Genomic DNA, 23,650 nt, shown 5'->3' with positions numbered 1-23,650 from the left:
CCTGGGAATGTTGATCAAACCCTCGAAGAGATCAAGAAATTGCGCAAACAAAATACCGGCCGTGCCCGCTTGCAGCATTTCATCCCGCATCTGTGAGCCTGCGTGAACGTCTGCTAAAGTGACCCGGTTCCTCTTGTGCAACGCGACAGATTGTTGCACTGCGACAAATGAACCCATTCCCCCCGGCGCTCCGGCGCGAGTAGTCAAAAACTTAGACAAACGCAAATTCGAGTCCGAAATGTCTAATAAGTTCAAGTCCGCGGCAGGCGTGTTCGCCCTCCTGCCCCTTTTGGCGCTATCCGGATGCAACATGGTCGTCATGTCGCCATCGGGCGACATCGCGGTGCAGCAGCGGGACCTGATCCTCGTCTCGACCTTCCTGATGCTGCTGATCATCGTGCCGGTGATCTGCCTGACGTTCTTCTTCGCCTGGCGCTACCGCCACTCCAGCGAGAATGCCACCTACGACCCCGAATGGCATCATTCGACGGGCCTCGAGGTGGTCATCTGGTCGGCGCCACTGGCGATCATCATCGCGCTCGGCGCGATCACCTGGATCAGCACCCACAAGCTCGATCCCTACCGTCCGCTCGATCGCATCGATGCCGAGCGCGCCCTTCCGGCCGAGACGAAGCCGCTGGTCGTCGAAGTGGTGGCGCTGGACTGGAAGTGGCTGTTCTTCTACCCCGACTACGGCATCGCCACCGTCAACGAGATGGCAGCCCCCGTCGACGTGCCGATCCAGTTCAAGATCACCGCGTCCTCGGTGATGAACGCCTTCTACGTGCCCGCCCTTGCCGGCATGATCTATGCGATGCCCGGCATGCAGACCCAGCTCCACGCCGTCATCAACAAGGAAGGCGACTTCGAGGGCCTGTCGGCCAACTACAGCGGCGACGGCTTCTCGCACATGCGCTTCCGCTTCCACGGCCTCCAGCAGGCCGGCTTCGACGAATGGGTCGCCCGCGTCAAGGCGCAGGGCACCGCCCTGAACCGTGACACCTACCTCAAGCTCGAAAAGCCGAGCATCAAGGAGCCGGTCCGCTACTTCGCCACCACCGAGGACGGCCTCTTCCAGGCCATCCTCAACATGTGCGTCCGTCCCGGCCAGATGTGCATGAACGAGATGATGCACGTCGACATGATGGGCGGCGCCGGCGTCGAGAGCCACGAGAACCGCGAGCGGCTGGAATACGACAACCGCCACGCCAACGACGAAGCGCCCGGCGCGACCCACCCCGCGACCGGCAACGCGCCGCGCAGCGAGGAGCCGGCCGAAGGCGTCGACGACAGCGGGGCGCCCGCCACCCACGACATGAACCACGACATGCATCAGGGCCATTCCATGCCGGAAGACGGCCAGGACGGGCCGGCCCCGGCGCAACTGAACACCAACGACAGCGCGCAGCCCTGAGGCTGCACCTCTAGAGAATTTGGACAGACCGATGTTCGGCAACAGCACTCTGACGCAATTCATCTTCGGGAGGCTCTCCTGGGAGGCCATCCCCTACCACGAGCCCATTCTCGTGGTGACCTTCATCGCCGTCGCGCTCGGCGGCATCGCCCTGCTTGCGCTGATCACCTGGTTCAGGCTCTGGGGCTACCTCTGGACGGAGTGGTTCACCAGCGTCGACCACAAGAAGATCGGCATCATGTACGTGGTGCTGGCGCTGATCATGCTCCTGCGCGGCTTTGCCGATGCGATCATGATGCGCCTGCAGCAGGCCTGGGCCTTCAACGGCAGCGAGGGCTACCTCACCCCGCACCACTACGACCAGGTCTTCACCGCCCATGGCGTGATTATGATCTTCTTCATGGCCATGCCCTTCGTGACCGGTCTGATGAACTACGTCGTGCCGCTGCAGATCGGCGCCCGCGACGTCTCCTTCCCGTTCCTGAACAACTTCTCGTTCTGGATGACGACCGCCGGCGCGATCATCATCATGATGTCGCTGTTCATAGGCGAGTTCGCCCGCACCGGCTGGCTCGCCTATCCGCCGCTGTCGGGCGCCGACTACAGTCCCGGTGTGGGCGTCGACTACTACATCTGGGGCCTGCAGGTGGCAGGCGTCGGCACGACGCTGTCGGGCATCAACCTCATCGCCACGATCGTGAAGATGCGCGCGCCGGGCATGACCTTCATGAAGATGCCGATCTTCACCTGGACCTCGCTCTGCACCAACATCCTGATCGTCGCCACCTTCCCGATCCTGACCGCCACCCTGGCGCTGCTGTCGCTCGATCGCTACGCCGGCACCAACTTCTTCACCAACGACCTTGGTGGCAATCCGATGATGTACGTCAACCTCATCTGGATCTGGGGCCACCCGGAGGTCTACATCCTCGTGCTGCCGGCGTTCGGCATCTTCTCCGAGGTCGTCGCCACCTTCTGCGGCAAGCGCCTGTTCGGCTACGCCTCGATGGTCTACGCGACCTGCGTGATCATGATCCTGTCCTACCTCGTCTGGCTGCACCACTTCTTCACCATGGGCTCGGGCGCCTCGGTGAACGCCTTCTTCGGCATCACCACCATGATCATCTCGATCCCGACGGGGGCGAAGATGTTCAACTGGCTCTTCACCATGTATCGCGGCCGCATCCGCTACGAGGTGCCGATGTACTGGACGGTGGGCTTCATGTTCACCTTCGTCATCGGCGGCATGACCGGCGTCCTCCTCGCCGTGCCGCCGGCCGACTTCGTGCTGCACAACTCGCTGTTCCTGATCGCCCATTTCCACAACGTCATCATCGGCGGCGTCGTGTTCGGCCTGATGGCGGGCGTCGTCTACTGGTGGCCGAAAGCCTTCGGCTACAAGCTCGATCCCTTCTGGGGCAAGATGAGCTTCTGGTTCTGGCAGATCGGCTTCTTCTTCGCCTTCATGCCGCTCTACGTGCTCGGCCTGATGGGCGTCACCCGTCGCGTCAGCCAGTTCGAGGACCCCTCCTTGCGGATCTGGTTCATCATCGCCGCCTTCGGCGCCGTGCTGATCGCGCTCGGCATCGCCTCCTTCATCATCCAGCTCGTCGTCAGCTTTCTCAAGCGCGACCAGCTGCGCGACTTCACCGGCGATCCGTGGAACGGCCGCACGCTCGAATGGTCGACCTCCTCGCCGCCGCCGGACTACAACTTCGCCTTCACCCCGGTCGTGCACGACCACGACAGCTGGTACGACATGAAGAACCGCGGCTACGAGCGCCCGCTCGGCGGCTTCAAGCCGATCCACATGCCGAGGAACACCGGGACGGGCGTGATCCTCGCCGGCCTCAGCGTCGCGCTCGCCTTCGGCCTGATCTGGTACATCTGGTGGCTGGTGATCGCCTCCTTCGTCGCCATCGTCGGCGTGGCGATCGCCCACACCTTCAACTACAACCGGGACTTCTACATCCCCGCCGAGACGGTGACAGCAACAGAGGACGCGCGTTCCGAACTGCTGGCGGAGCGGACCTGACATGAACAACGAAGCACTGCAAGAAACCGAGACGCCCCAGTTCTACCTGGAGGAAGACCACCATCCCGAAGGCAGCACCATGCTGGGCTTCTGGATCTACCTGATGAGCGACTGCCTCATCTTCGCCGTGCTGTTCGCCACGCACGGCGTGCTCGGCCGCAACTATGCGGCCGGCCCCTCGCCTGCCGACCTCTTCGACCTGTCGATCGTCGCCTTCAACACCGCGATGCTGCTCTTCTCGTCGATCACCTACGGCTTCGCCATGCTCCAGATGGAGCGCAACGCCAAGATGGAGACGATCTTCTGGCTCGGCGTGACCGGCGTCTTCGGCCTGATCTTCCTCTCGCTCGAACTCTACGAGTTCTACCACCTGATCCTCGAGGGCGCCGGCCCCGGCCGCAGCGCCTTCCTGTCGTCGTTCTTCACCCTCGTCGGCACCCACGGCCTGCACGTCACCTTCGGCGTGATCTGGCTCATCACGCTGATGGTGCAGGTGAAGATGCACGGCCTCATTCCGGAAAACCGCCGCCGGCTGATGTGCCTGTCGATGTTCTGGCACTTCCTCGATGTCGTCTGGATCGGCGTCTTTTCCTTCGTCTACCTGATGGGAGTTCTCGGATGAGCCCGCAAGCCCACGCCCCCGCCTACGAAGATGCCCACAACGTCCACCATGGCCACAGCCATGGCCACGGCGCCGGGCACGGCTCGCTCAAGACCTACCTGATCGGCTTCGTCCTGTCCGTCATCCTGACCGCCATTCCCTTCTGGCTGGTCATGGGCGAGGTGTTCGACAACAAGCTGGTCACGGCGGTCCTGATCATGGCGTTCGCCGCCGTCCAGATCGTCGTGCACATGGTCTGCTTCCTGCACATGAACCCACGTTCGGAAGGCGGCTGGACGATCATGGCGCTGATCTTCACCCTGGTCATCGTGGCGATCATGCTCGCCGGCTCCTTCTGGGTCATGCATCACCTCAACGTGAACATGATGCCGATGTCGCCCGAGATGATGAAGAACATGCCCTGACGGGCCGGAGGGCAGTCCCATGGCCGCCGGCCATCAGGATCACGGCGACGTGGCGGCGACAAGTGCCGCCCGCACCGGACGGTCGCGCCTGGCATTTACGGGCGCAATGCTCTTTCTCGCAGCCGTGTTCGTGCTGCTCGGCACATGGCAGGTGCAGCGGCTCTTCTGGAAGCTCGAGCTGATCGCCCAGGTGGAGGCCCGCATCCATGCGGACCCCGTGCCGCCGCCGCCGCGGCAGGCCTGGCCGGACGTCTCCCCGTCGACCCACGAATACCTTCGGGTGACGGCCGAGGGCACGTTCGACCATGCTCGGGAAGTGCTGGTCCAGGCGGTCACGGAGCGCGGCGCCGGCTTCTGGGTGATGACGCCGCTTCGCCAGGCGGACGGCACGACGCTCCTCGTCAACCGCGGCTTCGTGCCGCCCGATCGCCGCGATCGCGCCACCCGCGGCGAAGGCGAGGTCGAAGGCCCCGTCCGGGTGACCGGCCTCCTCCGGATGAGCGAGCCCGGCGGCGCCTTCCTGCGCTCCAACGATCCGGGGAACGGCCGCTGGTATTCCCGCGACGTCGCGGCGATCGCGGCGGCAACCGGCCTCGCCGAAGTCGCGCCCTACTTCGTCGACGCCGACGCCACCGCCAACCCCGGCGGCCTGCCGGTCGGCGGGCTCACGATCGTCCGTTTCCGCAACAGCCACCTCGTCTACGCGCTCACCTGGTACGCGATGGCCGCGATGAGCATCGGCGCCCTGCTCGTCCTCGGGCGGCGCGCGCACCGCCACGGCTGATCCCTCCCCCTCTACGAAACATGCGGCGGCCGGTACACGCCGTATGCGAAAGGCCGCGTCGCTCTACCCCCTTGGCGCGTACCGTGCGCTCTCCGCACCGGCAGGGGGGATGCGCCTAGTCAAATGGGGGAGACCCCGCGCCCCGAGGTACTACCGATTACGGTAGTTTGTCGGCGCCGAAATGTCGGCAGAATGCTCTTCAGGGCAGAGATAGAGCACGGGGCACTCATGTTCAGGTTTCACATCAAGAACCATGATCTCTTGAGCGTATCGGGCGGTTCGGCAAGGATTTTTGCCGGCGCGGCCAACGGAGCGCTCCCGGTCGGCGCCAATAGCGACCTTTCGACCGGGACACCCGCGTCGCCCGGAGCCCAGGCATCCGCCCACACCGGTCTCGAACAGGCCATCGGCAGCCTGCTGCAGCCGGCCGCTTCCGCCTTGTCCTTCGCGTCGGACTGGAACCTGCCGACGCCGACCGCGCCGATGCAACTGCCCGCCGATCCGGCCATTGCCGGTCCGGTCTCGCTCTGGTCCTACGTCTTCAGCGCGCCGCTCGGCGACTGGAGCGCCCTGAAATCCGCCGATGGCGCCGGCGACGCCTCCGCCCCGGCGGGCGCAGGCGGCAAGCCGGCCTTTGCCTCCGCCGGCGCGGCCGCGCCGGCTTCGGCCTCGGCAGATGCGGACAACGGTGCAGCGGGCCCGCAGGCCGCCACAGCGACAACCCTGAAGGTTCCGTCCGCACAGACGTCCGGCGATCCGGACGGGACGGCCAGCCCCGCCCCGTCGATCCGCTCCGTCTCGCCGACCACCGAAGTTTCGCAGGAAGGCGCCCTCGAGGGCGGCGGCGACGAGACCATCGCGCCGGAAATGGTCGTCGGCACGACCGGCTCGGAGATGCCCGCCGCGCAGACGATGACCGCATCGGCCGCTGCGACGGATGCGCCGGCCTTCGCGCCGGCTGCGGCCGCCCCGACGGCGGAAGCTGCGACCACCGAGGAAGCCGGAACCGCCACGCTTGCGGCCGCGGCCGCCGTGCCGAACAAGATCGCCCTGGAAAACATGAAGCAGGGCAATTCCATCGACGAATGGGGGATCTCCGGCGACGGCGACGCCAACATCCAGGGCTTTGCCACCGAGATCAGCACCAATGTCGGCGGCACCGTCGACTTCAAGATCGCCACGGACTCCACCCACTACCGCATCGACATCTATCGCCTCGGCTACTACGGCGGCGACGGCGCCCGCCTGGTGGATTCGATCGAGAAGACGCTGACCACCGCGCAGGACCAGCCGCACCCGATCGTCGACATGTCGCTCGGCCTGATCGATTGCGGCAACTGGTCGGTTTCGGCGAGCTGGGGCATTCCGGAGGACGCCGTTTCCGGCGTCTACATCGCCAAGCTCGTGCGCCTGGACGGCACCGAGGGCGAGAGCCACATCCCCTTCGTCGTCCGCGACGACGCCTCGACCAGCGACATCGTCTTCCAGACCTCCGACACCACCTGGCAGGCCTACAATGCCTGGGGCGGCGCCAGCCTCTACTTCGGCGAGGTCCCGGTCGATCCGGCCGACATGATCGGCTACATGCCGCCCAACTGTAGCTGCGGCCTGACGGCGATCGGGCGCGCCTCCGCCGTCAGCTACAACCGTCCGATCATCACCAATACCAGCCCGATCGGCGGCAGCCACGACTTCATCTTCGGCGTCGAGCACTCCGCCATCCAGTGGCTGGAGCAGAACGGCTACGACGTCTCCTACATCTCCGGCGTCGATTCCAGCCGCAACGGCCAGATGATCCTCAACCACGACGCCTTCCTCTCGGTTGGCCATGACGAGTACTGGTCCGCCGAGCAGCGCGCGGCCGTCGAGGCGGCCCGCGATTCCGGCGTCAACCTCGCCTTCTGGGGCGGGAACGACATGTACTGGAAGATCCGCTGGGAAAACAGCATCGACGGCAACGGCACGCCCTACCGAACGATGGTCTGCTACAAGGAGACCTGGGGCACCAGCACCGACCCGAGCGACGTCGGCACCGGCACCTGGCGCGACCCGCGCTACGCCGATCCCGGCCAGGAGCCGGAAAACTCGCTGATCGGCACGATGTTCACCGTCGACGGCTACCGCACCGACGAGATCACCGTCTCCAGCGATTTCTCCAACCTCCGCTTCTGGCGCGACACCGACATCGCCGACCTCGAGGATGGCGAAGTCTACACGATGCCGAAGAACATCCTCGGCTACGAGTGGAACTCGGATGTCGAAAACGGCTTCCGGCCGGCCGGCCTGATCAACATGTCGCTGTCGACCGTCTCGGTCGATACCTACCTGCGCGACTACGGCACGACCGTCGGCAACGCCGAGGTGAACCACAGCCTGACCATGTACCGCGCCGAAAGCGGCGCGCTCGTCTTCAGCTCGGGGACGGTCTTCTGGTCCTGGGCGCTGAACGACCAGCATTCCGGCCCCTCCATGCCGACGGACAGGAACGTCCAGCAGGCGATGGTCAACATGTTCGCCGACATGGGCATCCAGCCGACGACGCTGGTCTCCAGCCTGATCCTGGCATCGGAATCGACGGACACGGTCCGCCCGACCTCGACGATCACCACACCGGTGGTCGGTGCCAGCTTCGTCGAGGGCCAGCACGTCACTGTCACCGGCACGGCGGCCGATCTCGGCGGCGGCGTCATCGCCGGCGTGGAGATCTCCACCGACGGCGGCGACACCTGGTTCAAGGCGACCGGCCGCGAGAACTGGAGCTTCAACTGGGTCGTCCAGGCGAGCGGCACCTACACGATCATGTCGCGCGCCGTCGACGACAGCCTCAACCTCGAGACGCCCTCGGCCGGCAAGCAGGTCACCGTCACCCTGCCCTCCAACACCGTCAGCCTCTGGACGCAGGCCTCCAAGCCCGCGGAGGAAACGACGATCGACCGCGACGCCGTCGAGGTCGGCCTGCGCTTCGAGACGACCGCCAACGGCACGATCGAAGGCATCCGCTTCTACAAGGGCTTCTACAACACCGGCAGCCACCGGGTCAGCCTCTGGGACGAGGCCGGCAACCAGATCGCCACCGGCATCTCCACCAACGAATCGATAACCGGCTGGCAGACGGTCAAGTTCTCGAGCCCCGTCCAGGTCACCGCGGGAACGACCTACATCGCCTCCTACCACACCAAGGGCTTCTACTCCTCGACGCTCGACTACTTCGACACCGGCTACCAGAACGGCTTCCTCAAGACGGATGCAAACGCCAGCGTCTATTCCTACACCGACACGCCCGGCACCTTCCCGGGCAGCGTCTCGGACGGCCGCAACTACTGGGTCGACGTCCTCTTCAATCCCGGCACGAACATGGCACCCGTGGCCGTGGACGACAACGACTTCACCATCGGCCGCAACGGCATGCTGACGCTGTCGATCGCAAGCCTGGTGGCGAACGACACGGACGCCAATGGCGATCCGCTGACGATCACCGCCGTGGGCGGCGCCGTCAACGGCACCGTCACCCTCAACACGCAGAACGGTACCGTCGTCTTCCAGCCGGACGCCGGCTATTTCGGCCCGGCGAGCTTCACCTACACGGTCTCGGACGGTCGCAGCGGCACCGACCAGGGCACCGTCAACCTCACGGTCGACGAGGGACCGAGCGGCGTCTCGCTGTTCAACCCCGAGGATGCGCCGGTCGGGCCGGTCTATGTCGACGGCACCGGCGTCGAGCTCGGCATGAAGTTCGTCGCCTCCTCGGCCGGCGAGATCACCGGCATCCGCTTCTACAAGGCCAACGGCGACACCGGCACCCACACCGGCGCGCTCTACGACGCGAACGGCAACCGGATCGCCTCGGTGACCTTCGTCAACGAATCGCTCAGCGGCTGGCAGACCGCGACGTTCTCGAGCCCGATCCAGATCACGGCGGGGCAGACCTACACCGCCTCCTACCACAGCAGCACCGGCACCTATTACGCCACCGGCGGCTATTTCAACACGGCACGGACGAACGGCCCGCTGACGGCCCCGTCCTCGGCCGCCACGGACGGCGGCAACGGCGTCTTCCGCTACGGCGCCAGCGGGCTGGTCCCGACGCAGAGCTACAACGCCTCGAACTACTGGGTTGACGTCGTCTTCAAGCAGAGCACGGCGAACACCGTGCCCGTAGCCGCAAACGACAACGGCTACGTGGCGACCTACAACACCCCGCTGACCATCTCGGCCACCCTGCTCCTCGGCAACGATGACGATGCCGACGGCGATGCGCTGGTCGTGACCGGCGTCGGCAACGCCACCAACGGGACCGTCGCCTACAACAGCCAGACCAACGCCGTCACCTTCACCCCGACCAGCGGCTATACCGGCCCGGCGAGCTTCACCTACACCATCTCCGACGGCCGCGGCGGCACGGATTCGGCCACCGTCAGCCTGACGGTGGCGCCGCAGTCGAATGCGACGAGCCTGTTCACCGCGTCCGACACCCCGGCGGTGCTGGCAAGCTCGGATACGTCTCCGGTCGAGCTCGGCATGAAGTTCGTCGCTTCCGCGAGCGGCCAGATCACCGGCCTGCGCTACTACAAGAGCGCCCAGGACAACGGGACGCATGTCGGCTCGCTGTGGACCAGCACGGGCCAGCTGATCACCTCGGCCACCTTCGTCAACGAAAGCGCCAGCGGCTGGCAGACCGTGCTCTTCGCGCAGCCGGTCAACATCTCGGCCGGAACGACCTATGTGGCGAGCTACCAGTCGAACGGCCGCTACGCGGTCACCTCGAACTACTTCACGACCACCCGGACGAATGGCGACCTCAGCGCGCCGTCCAGCGGCACGAGCGGCGGCAACGGCGTCTTCGCCTACGGCTCCGGCAACGAGTTCCCCACGGCCAGCTGGAATTCGTCGAACTACTGGGTGGACGTGCTGTTCGAACGCTCCACCACCAACCAGGCGCCGGTCGCCGTCGCCGATCCCGGCTACCAGACGCAGACGGGTGCGCCGATCACCATCCAGGCCTCCGCCCTTCTTGGCAACGACAGCGATCCCGATGGCGACCCGCTGTCGATCACCGGCGTCTCCAACGCGGTGAACGGCCAGGTGTCCTTCGACAGCGTGGCCAACACCGTCACCTTCACGCCGACCGCCGGCTACCAGGGGGCGGCCAGCTTCCGCTACACCGTCTCGGACGGCCAGGGCGGCACGGCGACGGCCCAGGTATCGCTCAACGTCAGCGCCCCGAGCGCGGACCAGACCATCTTCGAAGATGCGACCCCGACGATCGTCTCCGTCAACGACAACAGCCCCGTCAACCTCGGAATGAAGTTCCAGGCGGACGTGGACGGATGGATCACCGCCATCCGCTTCTACAAGGCCGCCAACAACAACGGGCCGCACACCGGCTACCTCTGGAGCGCCGACGGCGATCTGATCACCAGCGCCACCTTCACCAACGAAACCTCGAGCGGGTGGCAGACGGTAGACCTGGCCCAGGACGTGGAGATCGATGCGAACACGACCTACCTCGTCTCCTACAGCACCAACGGCAACTACTCGGCGACGCCGAACGGCTTCGCCTCCGAAGTCACCAACGGCAACCTGCACGCCCTCTCCTCCACGCTCAGCGGCGGCAACGGCGTCTATGGCTACGGCTCGGCGGGGATCATGCCGGCAAGCACTTACAACAGCACGAACTACTACGTCGACGTGGCCTTCCGGCCGCAGTTGGCGGCATGAGGAGCTGATGGCGTCATTGCAGGGCGACGGTCGACTGCCTGTAACGGTTCTCTCCGGCTTTCTCGGCGCCGGAAAGACGACGATCCTGAACCAGGCCCTGCGCAACCGCGAGGGCCGGCGCGTCGCCGTGATCGTCAACGACATGAGCGAGGTCAACATCGACGCCGATCTCGTCCGCGACGGCGGGGCCGGCCTGTCGCGCACCGACGAGACGCTGGTCGAGCTGACCAACGGCTGCATCTGTTGCACGCTCCGCGACGACCTCTTGAAGGAAGTCCGCCGCCTGGCGGCCGAGGGCCGCTTCGACTATCTCCTGATCGAGGGCACGGGCATCGCCGAGCCGCTGCCGATCGCTGCGACCTTCTCCTTTCGCGACGAGGCGGGTGCCGCGCTCTGTGACGTCGCGCGGCTCGACACGATGGTCACCGTCGTCGACGCCGCCAGCCTCCTTTCCGACTACGAGAGCACGGATTTCCTGCGGGACCGCGGCGAGACGCGCGACGCGGCCGATGCCCGCTCGCTGGTCGACCTCCTGGTCGAGCAGATCGAGTTCGCCGATGTCGTCGTCGTCAACAAGGTCTCCGAGGTGAACGGCGAGACCCGCGCCGCGATCCGCCGGATCATCACCGCGCTCAACCCCGACGCCCGCGTCGTCGAGGCGGACTACGGCCGCATCCCGCTCGCATCCGTCCTCGATACCGGCCTCTTCAGCGAGGCCAGGTCCGCCCGCCATCCGTTCTGGCACAAGGAACTCTTCGGCTGGGGCGAGCATGTGCCGGAGACCGAGGAATACGGCATTTCGAGCTTCGTCTACCGCGCGCGGCGTCCCTTCGACCCGGCGCGGTTCCACGCCTTTCTTTCGATGGAGCGCCCCGGCCTGCTGCGGGCCAAGGGACACTTCTGGCTCGCCAGCCGCCCCGACTGGATCGGCCTTTTGTCGATCGCCGGCAGGCAGGTCCGCGCCGAGCCGAAGGGGATGTGGTGGGCCAGCGTCCCGCGCGCCCACTGGCCGCGCCACGCGCAGTTCCAGCAGATGCTGCAGCGGAACTGGACCCCCGCCTGGGGCGACCGGCGGCAGGAGCTCGTCTTCATCGGCAGCGGCATGTCCGAGGCCGCCATCCGGCAATCGCTCGACGCGTGCCTGACCGGCACCGACACCGGCTACGACCCGCGCCTCGCGCGCGGCCTTTTCGACCCCTTCCCCGCCTGGGGACACGACCATGTCGCCTGAGCGGCGCAACCCGATAACCAAGGAGGCTCACATGTCCAGCGAACTCTATTCCGACGGCATCGGCGAAATCACCGTCACCGGCACGATCGTCCGCATCGACCTCATGTCGCTGTCGGCCACCGAGCGCGATGCCAGCAACAACCCGGTCCCGGTCTTCCGCCAGCGCATCGTCATGCCCGTCGATGCCTTCGCCAATGCCGTGGACCTGATGCAGAAGGCGCTGAACGGGCTCGTCGAGGCCGGCGCCGTCCGCCGCGTCGGCGACGTGCCGGCGGTCGAGGCACAGAAAGGCCAGCCCGTCTCCAATGCATCGCCGAACTTCAACTAGGTTCGCCGGGCGCTGACGGAATGACCAAGAACCCGCATACCAACCTGCAGTGCCTGGTGCTGGTGGCCCGCCATCATGGGGTCGACCTGTCGCCCGAGCGGCTGATGCACGACTATGCCGTCGGCGATGCCCCGGTCACCCGGCGCCAGATGCTGCGCATGGCCAAGGATGCGGGCTTGCGAGCGCGCCATGTGACGCTCGACTGGGACGGGCTTTTCCAGCTCGGCGAGGCGTTTCCGGTCATCGCCGAACTTCAGAACGGCAACTGGGTCGTGGTCGCCGGCACAGCCGGCGACGGCGACAACCGGATGGTCCGGATCCTCGACCCGCTCGCCCAGCGCCCCGAATTCATGCTGCTGGAGAAGGAGCGGTTCCTGCGCTCCTGGCGCGGCTCGATCGTGCTCGTCAAGCGCAACTACCGGATGTCGGACCTGGACCAGCCCTTCGGCTTTCGCTGGTTCATCCCCGAGATCATCCGCCAGCGCAGCCTGTTCCGCGACGTGGCACTCGCCGCCCTCGTGCTCTACGGGCTGGGGCTCGCCACGCCGATCTTCTTCCAGCTCGTCATCGACAAGGTCCTGGTGCACCAGAGCTACGCCACGCTGACCGTGCTGACGATCGGCATCGGGATCGCGCTCGTCTTCGATGCGATCTTCAGCTTCCTCAGGCGATACCTCCTGCTCTACGCCACCAACAAGATCGACATCAAGATCGCCACGCGCACCTTCGGCCACCTGCTGAACCTGCCCGTCGCGCTCTTCGAGCAGACCTCGGCCGGCGTGCTCGTCAAGCACATGCAGCAGACCGGGCGCATCCGCGAGTTCCTGACCGGCCGCCTGTTCCTGACGCTGCTCGACGGGCTGTCGCTGCTCGTCTTCGTGCCGATCCTCTTCCTCTACAGCGTCAAGCTCACCTTCGTCGTCATCGGCTTCGCCGGTCTCGTCGGCTTCGTCGTCATGCTGCTCGTCGGCCCGTTCAACCGGCGCCTGCAGGCGCTCTACCAGGCCGAGGGCGAGCGCCAGGCGCTGCTGGTCGAGACGGTGCACGGCATGCGCACCGTCAAGTCGCTGGCGCTCGAGCCCCGCCAGCGCAAGGTCTGGGACGACAGCTCCGCCCAGTCCATCTCCGTCCGCTTCCGGGTCGACCAGATCTCGGCCATCGCCCAGTCGCTGATCGGGCTTTTGGAAAAGCTGATGAGCGTCGCCATCATCGGGTTCGGCGCGCTCGACGTCTTCAGCGGGGCGATGACCATCGGCGCGCTCGTCGCCTTCAACATGCTCGCCGGCCGGGTCTCCGGACCGCTCGTCCAGATCGTCACCATGGTGCACGAATACCAGGAGGTGGCGCTGTCGGTGCGCATGCTGGGCGAGATCATGAACCAGCGGCCGGAGCAGTATGGGCGCGGGCGCGGCATGCGGCCGGAGCTGCACGGCCGCATCGAGTTCGACAACGTCACCTTCCGCTACGGCCAGGACGGCCCGCCCGCCCTCGACGCGGTGTCCTTCACCGTCCCGGCGGGCTCGGTCTTCGGCATCGTCGGCAAGAGCGGCTCGGGCAAGACCACCGTCACCCGCCTGATCCAGGGGCTCTACCAGAACCAGCAGGGGATCGTGCGCATCGACGGCTACGACAGCCGCGAGATCGACCTCGTCCACCTGCGCACCAGCATCGGCGTGGTGCTGCAGGACAATTTCCTCTTCCGCGGCAGCGTCCGCGACAACATCGCCGCCGCGCGGCCGGACGCCAGCATCGAGGAGATCGTCGAGGTGGCGCGCATGGCGGGCGCGGAGGAATTCGTCGAGCGGCTGCCGCGCGGCTTCGAGACCATGCTGGAGGAAAACGGCGCCAATCTCTCCGGCGGCCAGAAGCAGCGCCTCGCCATCGCCCGGGCGCTGCTCACCAACCCGAAACTTCTGATCTTCGACGAGGCGACCAGCGCGCTGGATCCCGACAGCGAGGCGATCATCCGCCAGAATCTCGGCAGGATCGCCGCCGGCCGCACAGTCATCATCGTCTCCCACCGCCTTTCGACGCTCGTCGATGCCGATGCCATCCTCGTCGTCGACCGCGGCAAGGTCGCCGACATCGGCCGTCACGACCAGCTCGTCTCGCGCTGCATGACCTACCGGCACCTGTGGAGCCAGCAGACGAGGCAGGTCGCATGAGAAAGAAAACCGGACATCAGGCAAACGCGCCGTCGAACGGCACAGGCCCGGCCGAAACGACGGCTGCCGGTGCCGCGAGTGGCGACGGGCCGGCCGAAGCCCGGCCCGACGACATCAAGACCAGCGACGTCAAGGCCGGCGACGTCAAGGCCGGCGACGTCAAGGCCAGCAACGGCACGGCCTGCGACAATGCCGGCAAGGGCAAGACTGCCAGCCAGCCGGCGGCAAAGCGCGAACCGGAGGAGCAGGCCGCACCGAAGAGCAACCTGCCGGTTCCGGTCAGGCAGCCGGCGACCGAGCTCGTCGCGCAGCGGACGCTGCCCCCGGTCATCGCCGAGTTCCAGAGCGATGCGGTCGAGCTGGAGGAACGCGTGCCCCCGCGCGTCGCACGGCTGACGCTCTACGGCATCACCGCGCTGATCGCTTCCGCAATCGTCTGGGCGAGCCTGTCGGAGATCGACGAGGTGGTGGTCGCGCCCGGCAAGCTGATCACCACCGAGCCGACCATCGTCGTCCAGCCGATCGAGACCTCGATCGTGCGCACCATCGACGTCGCCCAGGGCGATACGGTGCGCGCCGGCCAGGTGCTGGCCACCTTCGACCCGACCTTCAGCCAGGCCGACGTCGACCTGCAGCGCGCCAAGTTTGCCGCCCTCGACGCGCAGGCGAACCGGCTCGCCGCGGAACTCAACGGCGACGACTATGCCAAGACGGCCGGCTTCTCCCCCGACGAGCGGCTGCAATTGCAGCTGTTCGGCCAGCGCCTCGCCTTCCACACCGCACAGCTGCTGAACTTCGACCACCAGATCGCCGGCCAGAACGCCACGCTCGTCGCCAGCACCAACCAGCAGCACATCCTCGCCAGCCGCAAGCAGAACCTCGCCGAGATCGAGGCGGCCCGCGAACTCCTGTGGCGGACCGACAGCGGCTCGCGCATCAACTTCCTCGGCGCACGCGACGCCCGCCTCGACGTCGAATCCGATCTGTCGCAGCTGCAGGGCCGCGCGGCGGAGGCCGTCCATGCGCTCGCCAAGCTCAGGGCCGATCGCCAGGCCTTCATCGAGGACTTCCGCCGCACCACCATGGAGCAGCTGGTCGAGACGAAGACCCAGCGCGACGCCGCCGCCGAGGAACTGAAGAAGATGGAGCGCCGGCGCGACATGGTCGAGATGCGCGCCCCGGCCGACGCCGTGGTGCTCGACATGGCCCAGCGCTCGGTCGGCTCGGTGGTCCGCGAAGCCGAGCCGATGGTGACGCTCGTCCCCCTCGGCGCCCCCCTGGAGGCCGAAATCTCCATCAACGCCCGCGACATCGGCCAGGTCACCGTCGACAAGCAGGCGCGCATCAAATTCGATGCCTATCCGTTCCAGAAATACGGCACCGCCAACGGCAGCATCCGCACGATCAGCCGCGACGCCTTCAGCCCGAGCCAGCAGGAGACGGCCGCCGGCCAGCCGCCCACGCCCTATTTCAAGGCGCGCATCCCGCTGGCCGACACCGAACTTCACTACGCCGGCAAGCCCGTGCGGCTGCTTCCGGGCATGACCGTTTCGGCCGAGGTCAAGGTCGGCCGCCGCACGGTCATTTCCTATTTCCTCTATCCCCTCGTCCGGGGGCTCGACACCGCCCTGCGCGAACCCTGACCGCAACGAAAGGGCCGCAGGTCGCTCTGGCGGCAGGATCCGGAGCCGTCTAAAGCCTATCGCGCCTATTGGGCGCGACAAGCTCTAGTCGGGACACTCGGCGCCGGTCGTCACCCAGGCATCGATCAGGGCGGCAAGCTCTTCCTGCGAGCCCGGCGGCGTGCTTCTGCCCTCGCCCGGATGCCATGCCCAGCCGACCAGGTGGTCCTCGCCCATGTGGCTGACGAGGTCGGCGTGCGAGCGATTGCCGTTGCGTTCCGGATCCTTCACCTGCCGGCAGATCTCGCCCACCGTCAGTCCCTGCCAGGCCATGCTGGCGGGCGCCAGCTGCCAGTGGGCATTGCCCGGTATGGACTTCATGCGGCTGCCGACGATCGGGCGGTTCTCGGGGCCGTGGCAGGCGGTGCAGGCCAGCCCCGCCGGTCCCATCGAGCTTTCGCTTGCGATCATCAGCGGCACGTGCGGGTGCATGTCCTCGCCCTGGGTCGGGCTGCGCGTCGCCGGATGGCAGTTGATGCAGCGCGGATGCGTCAGGACACGGCTCGCCTCGATGAAGATCGCCTTCGATCTGGCGCCGGTGTCGGCGATGGTCTCGAAATCGGCGACCGGTTTCAGGGTTCCGCCACCGGCGGTCTCGGCGTATCCGCGCAGCGGCCCCGTTCCGGCAACGGTGCCGATCACGACCAGGACGGCGGCGAGCGGCAAGGCAAGCGGCTTCGTCGCCATCGTCACACCCTCCGCAATCCGCTCTGGTCGATCGGCAGTGACCGCAGCCGCTTGCCGGTCGCCGCGAAGATCGCGTTGAACAGCGAGGGCGCGACGCCGGGGGTGCCGAGCTCGCCTATGCCGCCCGGCGCCTCCGAACTCGGCACGATGTGCACCTCGATCTTCGGCGTCTCGTGGATCCTGAGAACGGGGGAATCGTCGAAGTTGCCCTCGACCACGGCGCCGTTCCGAACCGTGATGCGGCCGTAGAGGGCCGCACTCAGCCCATAGACGATGCCGCTCTGGATCTGCGCCTCCACCGTATCGGGATTGATGACCTGGCCGCAGTCGACCGCGCAGACGATGCGATCGACCCTCAGCCCGCCGTCGTCGGCAATGCCCACCTCGGCGATCATCGCCGAAAAGCTGCCGAAATCCTCCGCGACCGCAATGCCGCGGCCCGTCCCCTGCGCCGGCGCCGTCGTCCAGCCCGCCTTCTCGGCGGCGAGTTCGAGCACCCCGAGGAGGCGCGGCTTGTGCTGGAGCAGCCGGCGGCGGTAGTCGAGCGGATCGATGCCGGCAAGATGCGCCAACTCGTCGATGCCGCCCTCGATCGGCGGGATGTTGCGCGTGGCGCCGACGCCGCGCCAGTTGCCCGTCAGCATGCCGTCGGGCGCCTCGTGGCGCACGAAGTCCGTATACTTGTTGGGGATGGCATAGGGGGATTCCGCCCCCGCCATGATGTCGAGATCGATGCCGTCCTGCACGAAGGCGGGCATCCAGCGGGCCATGACGGCGGGGCCGATGACGCGGTGGCGCCAGGAGACGGGCATGCCGTCCGCGCCCAGGGTCGCCGTGACCTTGCTGTAGTTGAGGTAGCGATAGCAGTCGTGCCGGATATCCTCCTCCCGGCTCCAGGTCACCTTGACCGGACCGTCGACCTGCCTTGCGATCTTTGCCGCCGCGATGACGCTGTCGACGTCGAGCCTGCGGCCGAAGCCACCGCCCAGCAAGTGGTTGTGTACGACCACCTTCTCCACCGGCAGCCCGGTGACGTCGGCCACGGCCTGCCGCACCCGCCCCATCACCTGCGTGCCGACCCAGACCTCGCAGCCGTCGTCGCGGACATGCAGCGTGCAGTTCAGGGGCTCCATCGCCGTATGCGTCAGGATCGGCAGGCGATAGATGAATTCGTGGACCGGCCCGTGCTCGGCTTCCGCCTTGTCGACATCGCCCTCCTTCTTGTGCGGCAGGGCATTGCCCCCGATCGCCTCTTCGGCGCGGGCCTCCAGGTCCGCCAGCGAAAGCATGCCGTTCGGCCCCGGATCCCAGTCGATGGCGAGCGCGGCGAGCCCCTTTCGGGCGGCACCGGTGTTGTCGGCGACGACGGCGACGGCGTCCTCGGTCCGGACGACCTGCTTGACGCCCTTGACCGCCCGTGCCGGGGCATCCTCGACCGCGCGCAGCGTCCCGCCGAAATGGGGACAGATGGCGATCGCCGCAAAGGAGACGCCGTCCGGGCGGGCGTCGATGCCGAACTTCGCCGACCCGTTGACCTTCTGCGGACTGTCGAGCCGGCGCACCGCCCGGCCGATCACCTTGAAATCGGTCGCCGGCTTCAGGGGCACGTCCTGCGGGACGGGCTGCGCCGCGGCCGCCTCGACCAGGCTGCCGTAGCGCGCCCGGCGGTTGCTCGCCGCATGCACGACCTGCCCGGCCTCCACGGTGCAGGTCTCCGGCGCCACGTCCCAGCCGCGGGCGGCGGCATTCACCAGCATGATGCGTGCGGTCGCCCCCGCCTTGCGCATCTGCTCGTAGACGCCACGGATGGAGAGCGAGCCCCCGGTGATCTGGTCGCCGAGCAAGGTGTTCGCATAGCGGGCGGGATCGGCAGGGGCATGCTCCAGTTCCACCTGGTCGAGCGGAACGTCCAGTTCCTCGGCGAGAAGCATGGCCACGGCCGTGTAGATGCCCTGTCCCATCTCCACCGGCGAAATGACGAAGACGATCTTGCCCTCGGCCGGGATACGGATGAAGGCGCCCGCCTCGAAGGCGTTCGGGGCGGCGGCGGACGAGGCCGTGGGCCTGAAGCCGATGACGAGGCCGGCGCCGGTCAGCGATGCGCCGATCAGGAAATGGCGGCGCGATACGGGAATGGCGTTCCTGTCGTGGATGGACATGACACTCACCTCCCCGCCGCGGCCAGCTTGATGGCGGCACGAATGCGCGGATAGGTGCCGCATCGACAGATGTTTCCGGCCATCACAGCGTCGATGTCCTCGTCGGTCGGCGACGGGTTGGCGGCAAGGAGGGCTGCGGCAGACATGATCTGCCCGGACTGGCAGTAGCCGCACTGGACGACGTCGATGTCGAGCCAGGCCTTCTGCACGCGGGCGCCTTCCGCAGTCTCGCCGATGGCCTCGATCGTGGTGATCGACGTGGATGCGACATCGGCGACCGGCGTCACGCAGGAGCGGACGGGCATGCCGTCGACATGCACCGTGCAGGCACCGCACATGGCGATGCCGCAGCCGAATTTCGTTCCGGTGAGGCCGATGGTGTCCCGCAGGACCCATAGCAGCGGAATGTCGCCGTCTACATCGATGGAATAGGACTTACCATTGACCTGGAGATCGTATGACATGTGAGTATCGGCCGATAGCCGCCCCCCGGGGATCCATGCCGCGCGTGAAAGCTACCAGAACTTTCCTGAGACCACGCACTAACTTTATTGTGAAACGAATTTGCCCGCCCTCTCTTGAAAGCCACCGTTTCGCCATGATTTTCGACTGGGCGTTGCTTTCTGTGACCATTATAGACCTGCAGGCTGTGCCTGCGGGCATGCCGGGGCCGTTGTTCGGGAGCCGCGCCGTCGGCCTGCCGCGGCAGGATCACCGGCACGACGAAGCGACAAACCCGGCCGCTCACCGTCGCGATGTAGGGCGCCCCGTCCGGCCCCTCGCCGCCACCGCCATCGCATTGGGTGGCTTTCGCGACAAAATCTAACGGTCCGGCCAACCCTTCATGCACTGGTCTCGCCCTAAATTAGGCGCGACACAACTATGGGGTTGTTGCCACATTCCGGTGCCAGACTGTCTACAGGCGTTATGGCGGGGCTCATCGAGCGTATGATTCGGAGGAACAGCGCATGCGGAAAATCGGCAGTCTCACCTTGTTGGCCTGCGTGTCCCTGACACTTGCCGCCACGCCAGTCGTCCTGGACCTGAAAAGCCCCCTGAAGCTCACCACATCGGCCGCCCTCGCCGGCAATGGAAACGGTGGCGGTAATGGCGGCGGAAACGGTGGCGGAAACGGCGGCGGCAATGGTGGCGGCAACGGCGGTGGCAATGGCGGCGGCAATGGCGGCGGCAAGAGTGAGAGCCATGCGTCCACGGGTCACGAGAAATCCGGACAGTCATCCCGTGGCAAGAGCGAGACCGGCAAGCCCGGCGATCCGATCGCAACGGCATTCGGCAAGCTTTTCGGCATCCGGAAGAGCGAGGAAAAGCGCACCGCCTCCAAGAAGAGCCTGACGGAAACCGACAGGGTTTCGCCGCAGGCCGAGCAAGCGCACCTGAAGCCGGTCAAGCCGACGCCCAAGCCGCAGGTGGTGACGGACGTCGCCGCGGTCGAAGTGGAAGAAGCGCCCCTGAGCGGCAAACCCGATCTGGCCGCCAAGCTCGGCGGCCTGAACTCGCTGCAGCGCAACTATCATGCCTATCTGAACGCCAGCGATCCGCGCATGGCCGCGATCCGCAGCTATGTCGTGGCCTATGCCCAGTTCGAGCTGGACAACGGCGTCGACGCCGTCCCGACCGATCCCGCCCTCGGCGACGAGGCCCTGAGCGCGGCACTTCTCGCGGCGGCCAACAAGCAGATCGGCACCGTGCAGCAGCCCGGCGACGTCGTGGTGACAGACCCCGAAGTGATGGCCTGGGCCAAGGACGTCCTCGGCGTCGGCCCTGCCGTCGGCAAGATCGACGAGGTGCGCGAGGTCATGGCGGCCGAACAGCCGGCCGATCAAGAGGCAGAAGAGACGACCGAGTAGGGCAACGCCCGCGTCGCAGCAGAATCGGACGGCCGGGGTCACCGGCCGGTCCGCCGGCGATAGGCGCCAACCCGTGCAAAATTCGCGCCCCCGCCGGGCGCATGGATTTGCGCACCTGCAATCCTGACTGCCGCAAGAACCTACAGTCGGGATTGCCGATTTTCGCGCCCAGGCCAGCCTTTGATTTTCAAAATAAATGGTGGGCCCGGAGGGCCTGCCATGCACTTTAAATTTCAATAGCTTAGTAATTTGAGTCACGAATGACTCTACCCCGATTCTCGCCACAAGCGACAGAATCACGAATCATCTACCGCTTCTGAGAGCAAGCAGGTGCCAGTGTAATTATAGGCCCCTCCAGGCCCGCTAGTAGTTCGTTCACCTGCCTGATGATGCCCCACCTCGTACGTCGCATCTCACTCAGTCTACCAGCCTATTATTGAAGCCTGATGGAAAATAGCAAGGTGTTCGCAAAGCCATTCTGGGCTTCCGATCCACTGGATGGGGAGCGTCGTAAGGAAGCGACCTCGACCTCGCCACGGGCATCGCAATCAAAATTGTCTGCGCGTTTGGAATGTGCGCGAGCCTTCTCTTCCTCGCGGAAGATCAGATAAGCGCGGCGGACGGTGCACGCAACCACCGATACCCACATGAGATCAGGGTGATTATTTGAAGAATTGGAAGGTGCGTGGCCGAGCGCCGAGGTTTAGCTGTCCCCTCGGCTTTGGGATGCCCCGGTGGCGTCGTCGTTGCGGTTGCTTCAAAAAGATGCCTCTCGGAACGTGCCCCGCCAACCCCAACACAATCGAGACGGCGTCACCACTCTACACCCGCCCCTACCGGTCTGGGAGCGAGGCATTCGCTTGGCCATCTCCGCCAGTGCAAAAGAGTTGACAAACGCGCGCCAATGACAAATTATCCCAATAGTGATCACAATGATTCCAATTAAGGACTAAATGATCAAAATTCACATTCGGGCTTTTTAGGAAAGGCGAAGCAGATGGACCTTCTGAGGTTTGGAGAGAGTGACTTCAACTCATCGTACCTCGCGATACTCAGGCATGGCCGGCGTGCCCATGAGCTTTCGAAGGACCTGTTCATGATCTGCGAAAAGGAACGCCTCCCCAGCATCGAGACGCTCGTGGCTCCGCTGGTGGAAAACTGGTTCATCGCGGAGCGCTCGGTGCCAATGCTGGTAGGAGAGCTCAGGCAGCCAAGGGGTCTCTCCTTTCAGCATGAATCCTTCGGTGCATTTGAATGCACGACACCACTTCATTTGCTTTCGGTGCGTGGCAAATTGGCGCGAACTACAAACCATTGGTACGTGCTCGGGCAACCGGCGTTGGACGCAACTGAGTCCTTGAATCAATGGGACTTTCGTGCTGGCGGCTCGGCGGCCGCGATCGTTGTTAAAAAGTCGTCGCGAGGATAAATGGCAATGGACAAGCTGATCGGGGAGCCGAGCCAACCTCGATCATCGCGTGGTCTGCAGATAGCTGACTAGCGTCAGTCTTGCGCCAGGCTTCGTGAGTCCTTCGAAAAATAAGTGCAACGATCGCGGAGCTACTTTTCCTGCCCTGCGCATCCATACACGATTCCAACCAGGATAGACCCCATGCCACTTACATTCGTCGATGCCGACACGCTCGCCCGCCTTACCAACGATATCCGACAAGCCAGCTCAGAACGATTCGACGCTGCGATGCTGGCAAACGCGCCGCTTCTTGATGAATTCGCTATGGTACGGCATTCCGCGCTCAGCCTATCCGGCATCGTCACAGGACACCCGCGCATTTCGGACGGGCACCGTTGCGTTACGACCCAGATTTTCTATCTGGATGCTGAAAAGGGATTAGCCCGCTCGGCAAACCGGTGGTATCGCCTCGGACGGCCGCACGGGACTGAAAGGAACTGATAGGGGCTCCGGACATGGAAACGATGTGGGGCCTGTCCAAAGCTCGTATGAACTCCGCGATAGCGGAGTGTCGATATCGGAGACTGACATGTCACTCGGTGGAAAGAACGATGCGACCAAAGCCGGCGACGTTGCCCCACTCGGAGAGCCGGTGGACCACAACGAAACGTTTGGCGAAGCGCTGTCGAAAGCGGGATTCGAGCCGGCCAAGGTCGGGCGCAAGATCGTGTCCGAAGGGAAACGCCGAGAGACGCTGAAGAAGCAGGCTTCCGAGAACCCGGACAAGTAGATTTGAACTCAATGCCCGGTGTCCCTGTTGACCAGTAGAGACCCGCGCAAAGATTCAAGTCTTTCGCCATCAGGATGAGCGCCGCGGAAACGCCGGACTACGGTCAGGCAATTCAAATTGGTGGCCAGCATCTGGTCCTGAGTCCTTTAGTGCGCGCGGGTCGGCTCCGTCGATTGCCGCGCACGACGTTCGATCAGAACGAACGGGCCAATGTGGACGATGGAGGAAAGGAGAACTGCGACCGTGGTGGCATTCCAGCCTGCCTGTGCCGAGCGAATGAACCTATACTCCTCTGAAAGCTGGGCGAGCCGCGGTCTGAAAAAAAACGTTGAGAATCCGAGATCCCAGGCAG

Annotated in this window: 17 protein-coding genes; 14 read left to right on the top strand and 3 right to left on the bottom strand. The window is 65.5% G+C overall.

The window, feature by feature from the left end:
* Positions 1–238 precede the first annotated feature (238 nt).
* The 10 genes from cyoA (at position 239) to P0086_RS23965 (ending at position 16,344) form a co-directional block, all read left to right on the top strand.
* Positions 239–1,414 carry a ubiquinol oxidase subunit II gene (cyoA, locus tag P0086_RS24010; protein WP_275790603.1) on the top strand — a complete coding sequence of 392 codons (1,176 nt, stop codon included), beginning with the start codon at positions 239–241 and terminating at the stop codon, positions 1,412–1,414.
* 31 nt (positions 1,415–1,445) lie between these two features.
* Positions 1,446–3,449, top strand: coding sequence for a cytochrome o ubiquinol oxidase subunit I (gene cyoB / locus P0086_RS24005; protein ID WP_112613412.1), 2,004 nt, complete (start codon positions 1,446–1,448; stop codon positions 3,447–3,449).
* Between the two features lies 1 nt (position 3,450).
* Positions 3,451–4,071, top strand: a complete 621-nt coding sequence (gene cyoC / locus P0086_RS24000) for a cytochrome o ubiquinol oxidase subunit III (protein WP_275790601.1) — start codon at positions 3,451–3,453, stop codon at positions 4,069–4,071.
* Complete coding sequence (gene cyoD, locus P0086_RS23995; RefSeq protein ID WP_112594269.1) at positions 4,068–4,475, top strand: cytochrome o ubiquinol oxidase subunit IV; 408 nt, start codon at positions 4,068–4,070, stop codon at positions 4,473–4,475. Before cyoC ends, cyoD begins: the two co-directional genes overlap by 4 nt.
* A gap of 106 nt (positions 4,476–4,581) precedes the next feature.
* Positions 4,582–5,259: an SURF1 family protein gene (locus tag P0086_RS23990; protein WP_275790639.1), complete on the top strand. Its 678-nt coding sequence runs from the start codon at positions 4,582–4,584 to the stop codon at positions 5,257–5,259.
* Positions 5,260–5,487: 228 nt separating this feature from the next.
* Complete coding sequence (locus P0086_RS23985) at positions 5,488–10,977, top strand: DUF4082 domain-containing protein (protein ID WP_275790599.1); 5,490 nt, start codon at positions 5,488–5,490, stop codon at positions 10,975–10,977.
* A 7-nt stretch (positions 10,978–10,984) separates the two neighbouring features.
* On the top strand, positions 10,985–12,208 hold the full coding sequence (locus P0086_RS23980; RefSeq protein WP_275790597.1) for a GTP-binding protein: 1,224 nt from the start codon (positions 10,985–10,987) through the stop codon (positions 12,206–12,208).
* Positions 12,209–12,239: 31 nt separating this feature from the next.
* Complete coding sequence (locus P0086_RS23975; RefSeq protein WP_275790595.1) at positions 12,240–12,536, top strand: hypothetical protein; 297 nt, start codon at positions 12,240–12,242, stop codon at positions 12,534–12,536.
* A gap of 20 nt (positions 12,537–12,556) precedes the next feature.
* A complete protein-coding gene (locus tag P0086_RS23970; protein ID WP_112594274.1) occupies positions 12,557–14,701 on the top strand; it encodes a peptidase domain-containing ABC transporter in 2,145 nt (714 codons plus the stop codon).
* On the top strand, positions 14,698–16,344 hold the full coding sequence (locus tag P0086_RS23965; RefSeq protein ID WP_275790593.1) for an HlyD family type I secretion periplasmic adaptor subunit: 1,647 nt from the start codon (positions 14,698–14,700) through the stop codon (positions 16,342–16,344). The genes P0086_RS23970 and P0086_RS23965 overlap by 4 nt, the downstream gene beginning before the upstream one ends.
* An 84-nt stretch (positions 16,345–16,428) precedes the next feature.
* Here the strand turns inward: P0086_RS23965 and P0086_RS23960 are convergent, their stop codons facing one another.
* The 3 genes from P0086_RS23960 to P0086_RS23950 are packed head-to-tail and all read right to left on the bottom strand — an operon-like array spanning position 16,429 to position 19,693.
* On the bottom strand, positions 16,429–17,070 hold the full coding sequence (locus P0086_RS23960) for an Isoquinoline 1-oxidoreductase subunit (RefSeq protein ID WP_275790591.1): 642 nt from the start codon (positions 17,068–17,070) through the stop codon (positions 16,429–16,431).
* 2 nt (positions 17,071–17,072) lie between these two features.
* On the bottom strand, positions 17,073–19,229 hold the full coding sequence (locus P0086_RS23955; RefSeq protein WP_275790589.1) for a molybdopterin cofactor-binding domain-containing protein: 2,157 nt from the start codon (positions 19,227–19,229) through the stop codon (positions 17,073–17,075).
* A gap of 5 nt (positions 19,230–19,234) precedes the next feature.
* Positions 19,235–19,693, bottom strand: coding sequence for a (2Fe-2S)-binding protein (locus tag P0086_RS23950; RefSeq protein WP_112609640.1), 459 nt, complete (start codon positions 19,691–19,693; stop codon positions 19,235–19,237).
* A 504-nt stretch (positions 19,694–20,197) separates the two neighbouring features.
* Here P0086_RS23950 and P0086_RS23945 point away from each other — a divergent pair.
* From P0086_RS23945 to P0086_RS23930, 4 genes are all read left to right on the top strand, one after another.
* Positions 20,198–21,097: a hypothetical protein gene (locus P0086_RS23945; RefSeq protein WP_275790587.1), complete on the top strand. Its 900-nt coding sequence runs from the start codon at positions 20,198–20,200 to the stop codon at positions 21,095–21,097.
* Positions 21,098–22,094: 997 nt separating this feature from the next.
* On the top strand, positions 22,095–22,526 hold the full coding sequence (locus P0086_RS23940; protein WP_275790585.1) for a hypothetical protein: 432 nt from the start codon (positions 22,095–22,097) through the stop codon (positions 22,524–22,526).
* A 183-nt stretch (positions 22,527–22,709) separates the two neighbouring features.
* Positions 22,710–23,009: a DUF6634 family protein gene (locus tag P0086_RS23935; RefSeq protein WP_275790583.1), complete on the top strand. Its 300-nt coding sequence runs from the start codon at positions 22,710–22,712 to the stop codon at positions 23,007–23,009.
* An 88-nt stretch (positions 23,010–23,097) separates the two neighbouring features.
* Positions 23,098–23,298 carry a hypothetical protein gene (locus tag P0086_RS23930; RefSeq protein ID WP_275790581.1) on the top strand — a complete coding sequence of 67 codons (201 nt, stop codon included), beginning with the start codon at positions 23,098–23,100 and terminating at the stop codon, positions 23,296–23,298.
* The last annotated feature ends 352 nt before the right edge of the window (positions 23,299–23,650 follow it).

This window comes from Mycoplana sp. MJR14 (assembly GCF_029210525.1).
Lineage (GTDB): Bacteria > Pseudomonadota > Alphaproteobacteria > Rhizobiales > Rhizobiaceae > Mycoplana.
The sequence above is the reverse complement of the archived record's forward strand: the minus strand, read 5'-3'. Positions and strand labels throughout refer to the sequence as shown.

Excerpts from the sequence above, each read along its gene's own strand:
- P0086_RS23990 (WP_275790639.1), top strand. The coding sequence starts at position 4,582 with ATGCTCTTTCTCGCAGCCGTGTTCGTGCTGCTCGGCACATGGCAGGTG.
- P0086_RS23975 (WP_275790595.1), top strand. The coding sequence starts at position 12,240 with ATGTCCAGCGAACTCTATTCCGACGGCATCGGCGAAATCACCGTCACC.
- P0086_RS23950 (WP_112609640.1), bottom strand. The coding sequence starts at position 19,693 with ATGTCATACGATCTCCAGGTCAATGGTAAGTCCTATTCCATCGATGTA.
- P0086_RS23935 (WP_275790583.1), top strand. The coding sequence starts at position 22,710 with ATGCCACTTACATTCGTCGATGCCGACACGCTCGCCCGCCTTACCAAC.
- cyoB (WP_112613412.1), top strand. The coding sequence starts at position 1,446 with ATGTTCGGCAACAGCACTCTGACGCAATTCATCTTCGGGAGGCTCTCC.
- P0086_RS23955 (WP_275790589.1), bottom strand. The coding sequence starts at position 19,229 with ATGTCCATCCACGACAGGAACGCCATTCCCGTATCGCGCCGCCATTTC.
- P0086_RS23960 (WP_275790591.1), bottom strand. The coding sequence starts at position 17,070 with ATGGCGACGAAGCCGCTTGCCTTGCCGCTCGCCGCCGTCCTGGTCGTG.
- P0086_RS23930 (WP_275790581.1), top strand. The coding sequence starts at position 23,098 with ATGTCACTCGGTGGAAAGAACGATGCGACCAAAGCCGGCGACGTTGCC.
- P0086_RS23980 (WP_275790597.1), top strand. The coding sequence starts at position 10,985 with ATGGCGTCATTGCAGGGCGACGGTCGACTGCCTGTAACGGTTCTCTCC.
- P0086_RS23985 (WP_275790599.1), top strand. The coding sequence starts at position 5,488 with ATGTTCAGGTTTCACATCAAGAACCATGATCTCTTGAGCGTATCGGGC.
- cyoA (WP_275790603.1), top strand. The coding sequence starts at position 239 with ATGTCTAATAAGTTCAAGTCCGCGGCAGGCGTGTTCGCCCTCCTGCCC.
- cyoC (WP_275790601.1), top strand. The coding sequence starts at position 3,451 with ATGAACAACGAAGCACTGCAAGAAACCGAGACGCCCCAGTTCTACCTG.
- P0086_RS23970 (WP_112594274.1), top strand. The coding sequence starts at position 12,557 with ATGACCAAGAACCCGCATACCAACCTGCAGTGCCTGGTGCTGGTGGCC.
- P0086_RS23945 (WP_275790587.1), top strand. The coding sequence starts at position 20,198 with ATGCGGAAAATCGGCAGTCTCACCTTGTTGGCCTGCGTGTCCCTGACA.
- cyoD (WP_112594269.1), top strand. The coding sequence starts at position 4,068 with ATGAGCCCGCAAGCCCACGCCCCCGCCTACGAAGATGCCCACAACGTC.
- P0086_RS23940 (WP_275790585.1), top strand. The coding sequence starts at position 22,095 with ATGGACCTTCTGAGGTTTGGAGAGAGTGACTTCAACTCATCGTACCTC.
- P0086_RS23965 (WP_275790593.1), top strand. The coding sequence starts at position 14,698 with ATGAGAAAGAAAACCGGACATCAGGCAAACGCGCCGTCGAACGGCACA.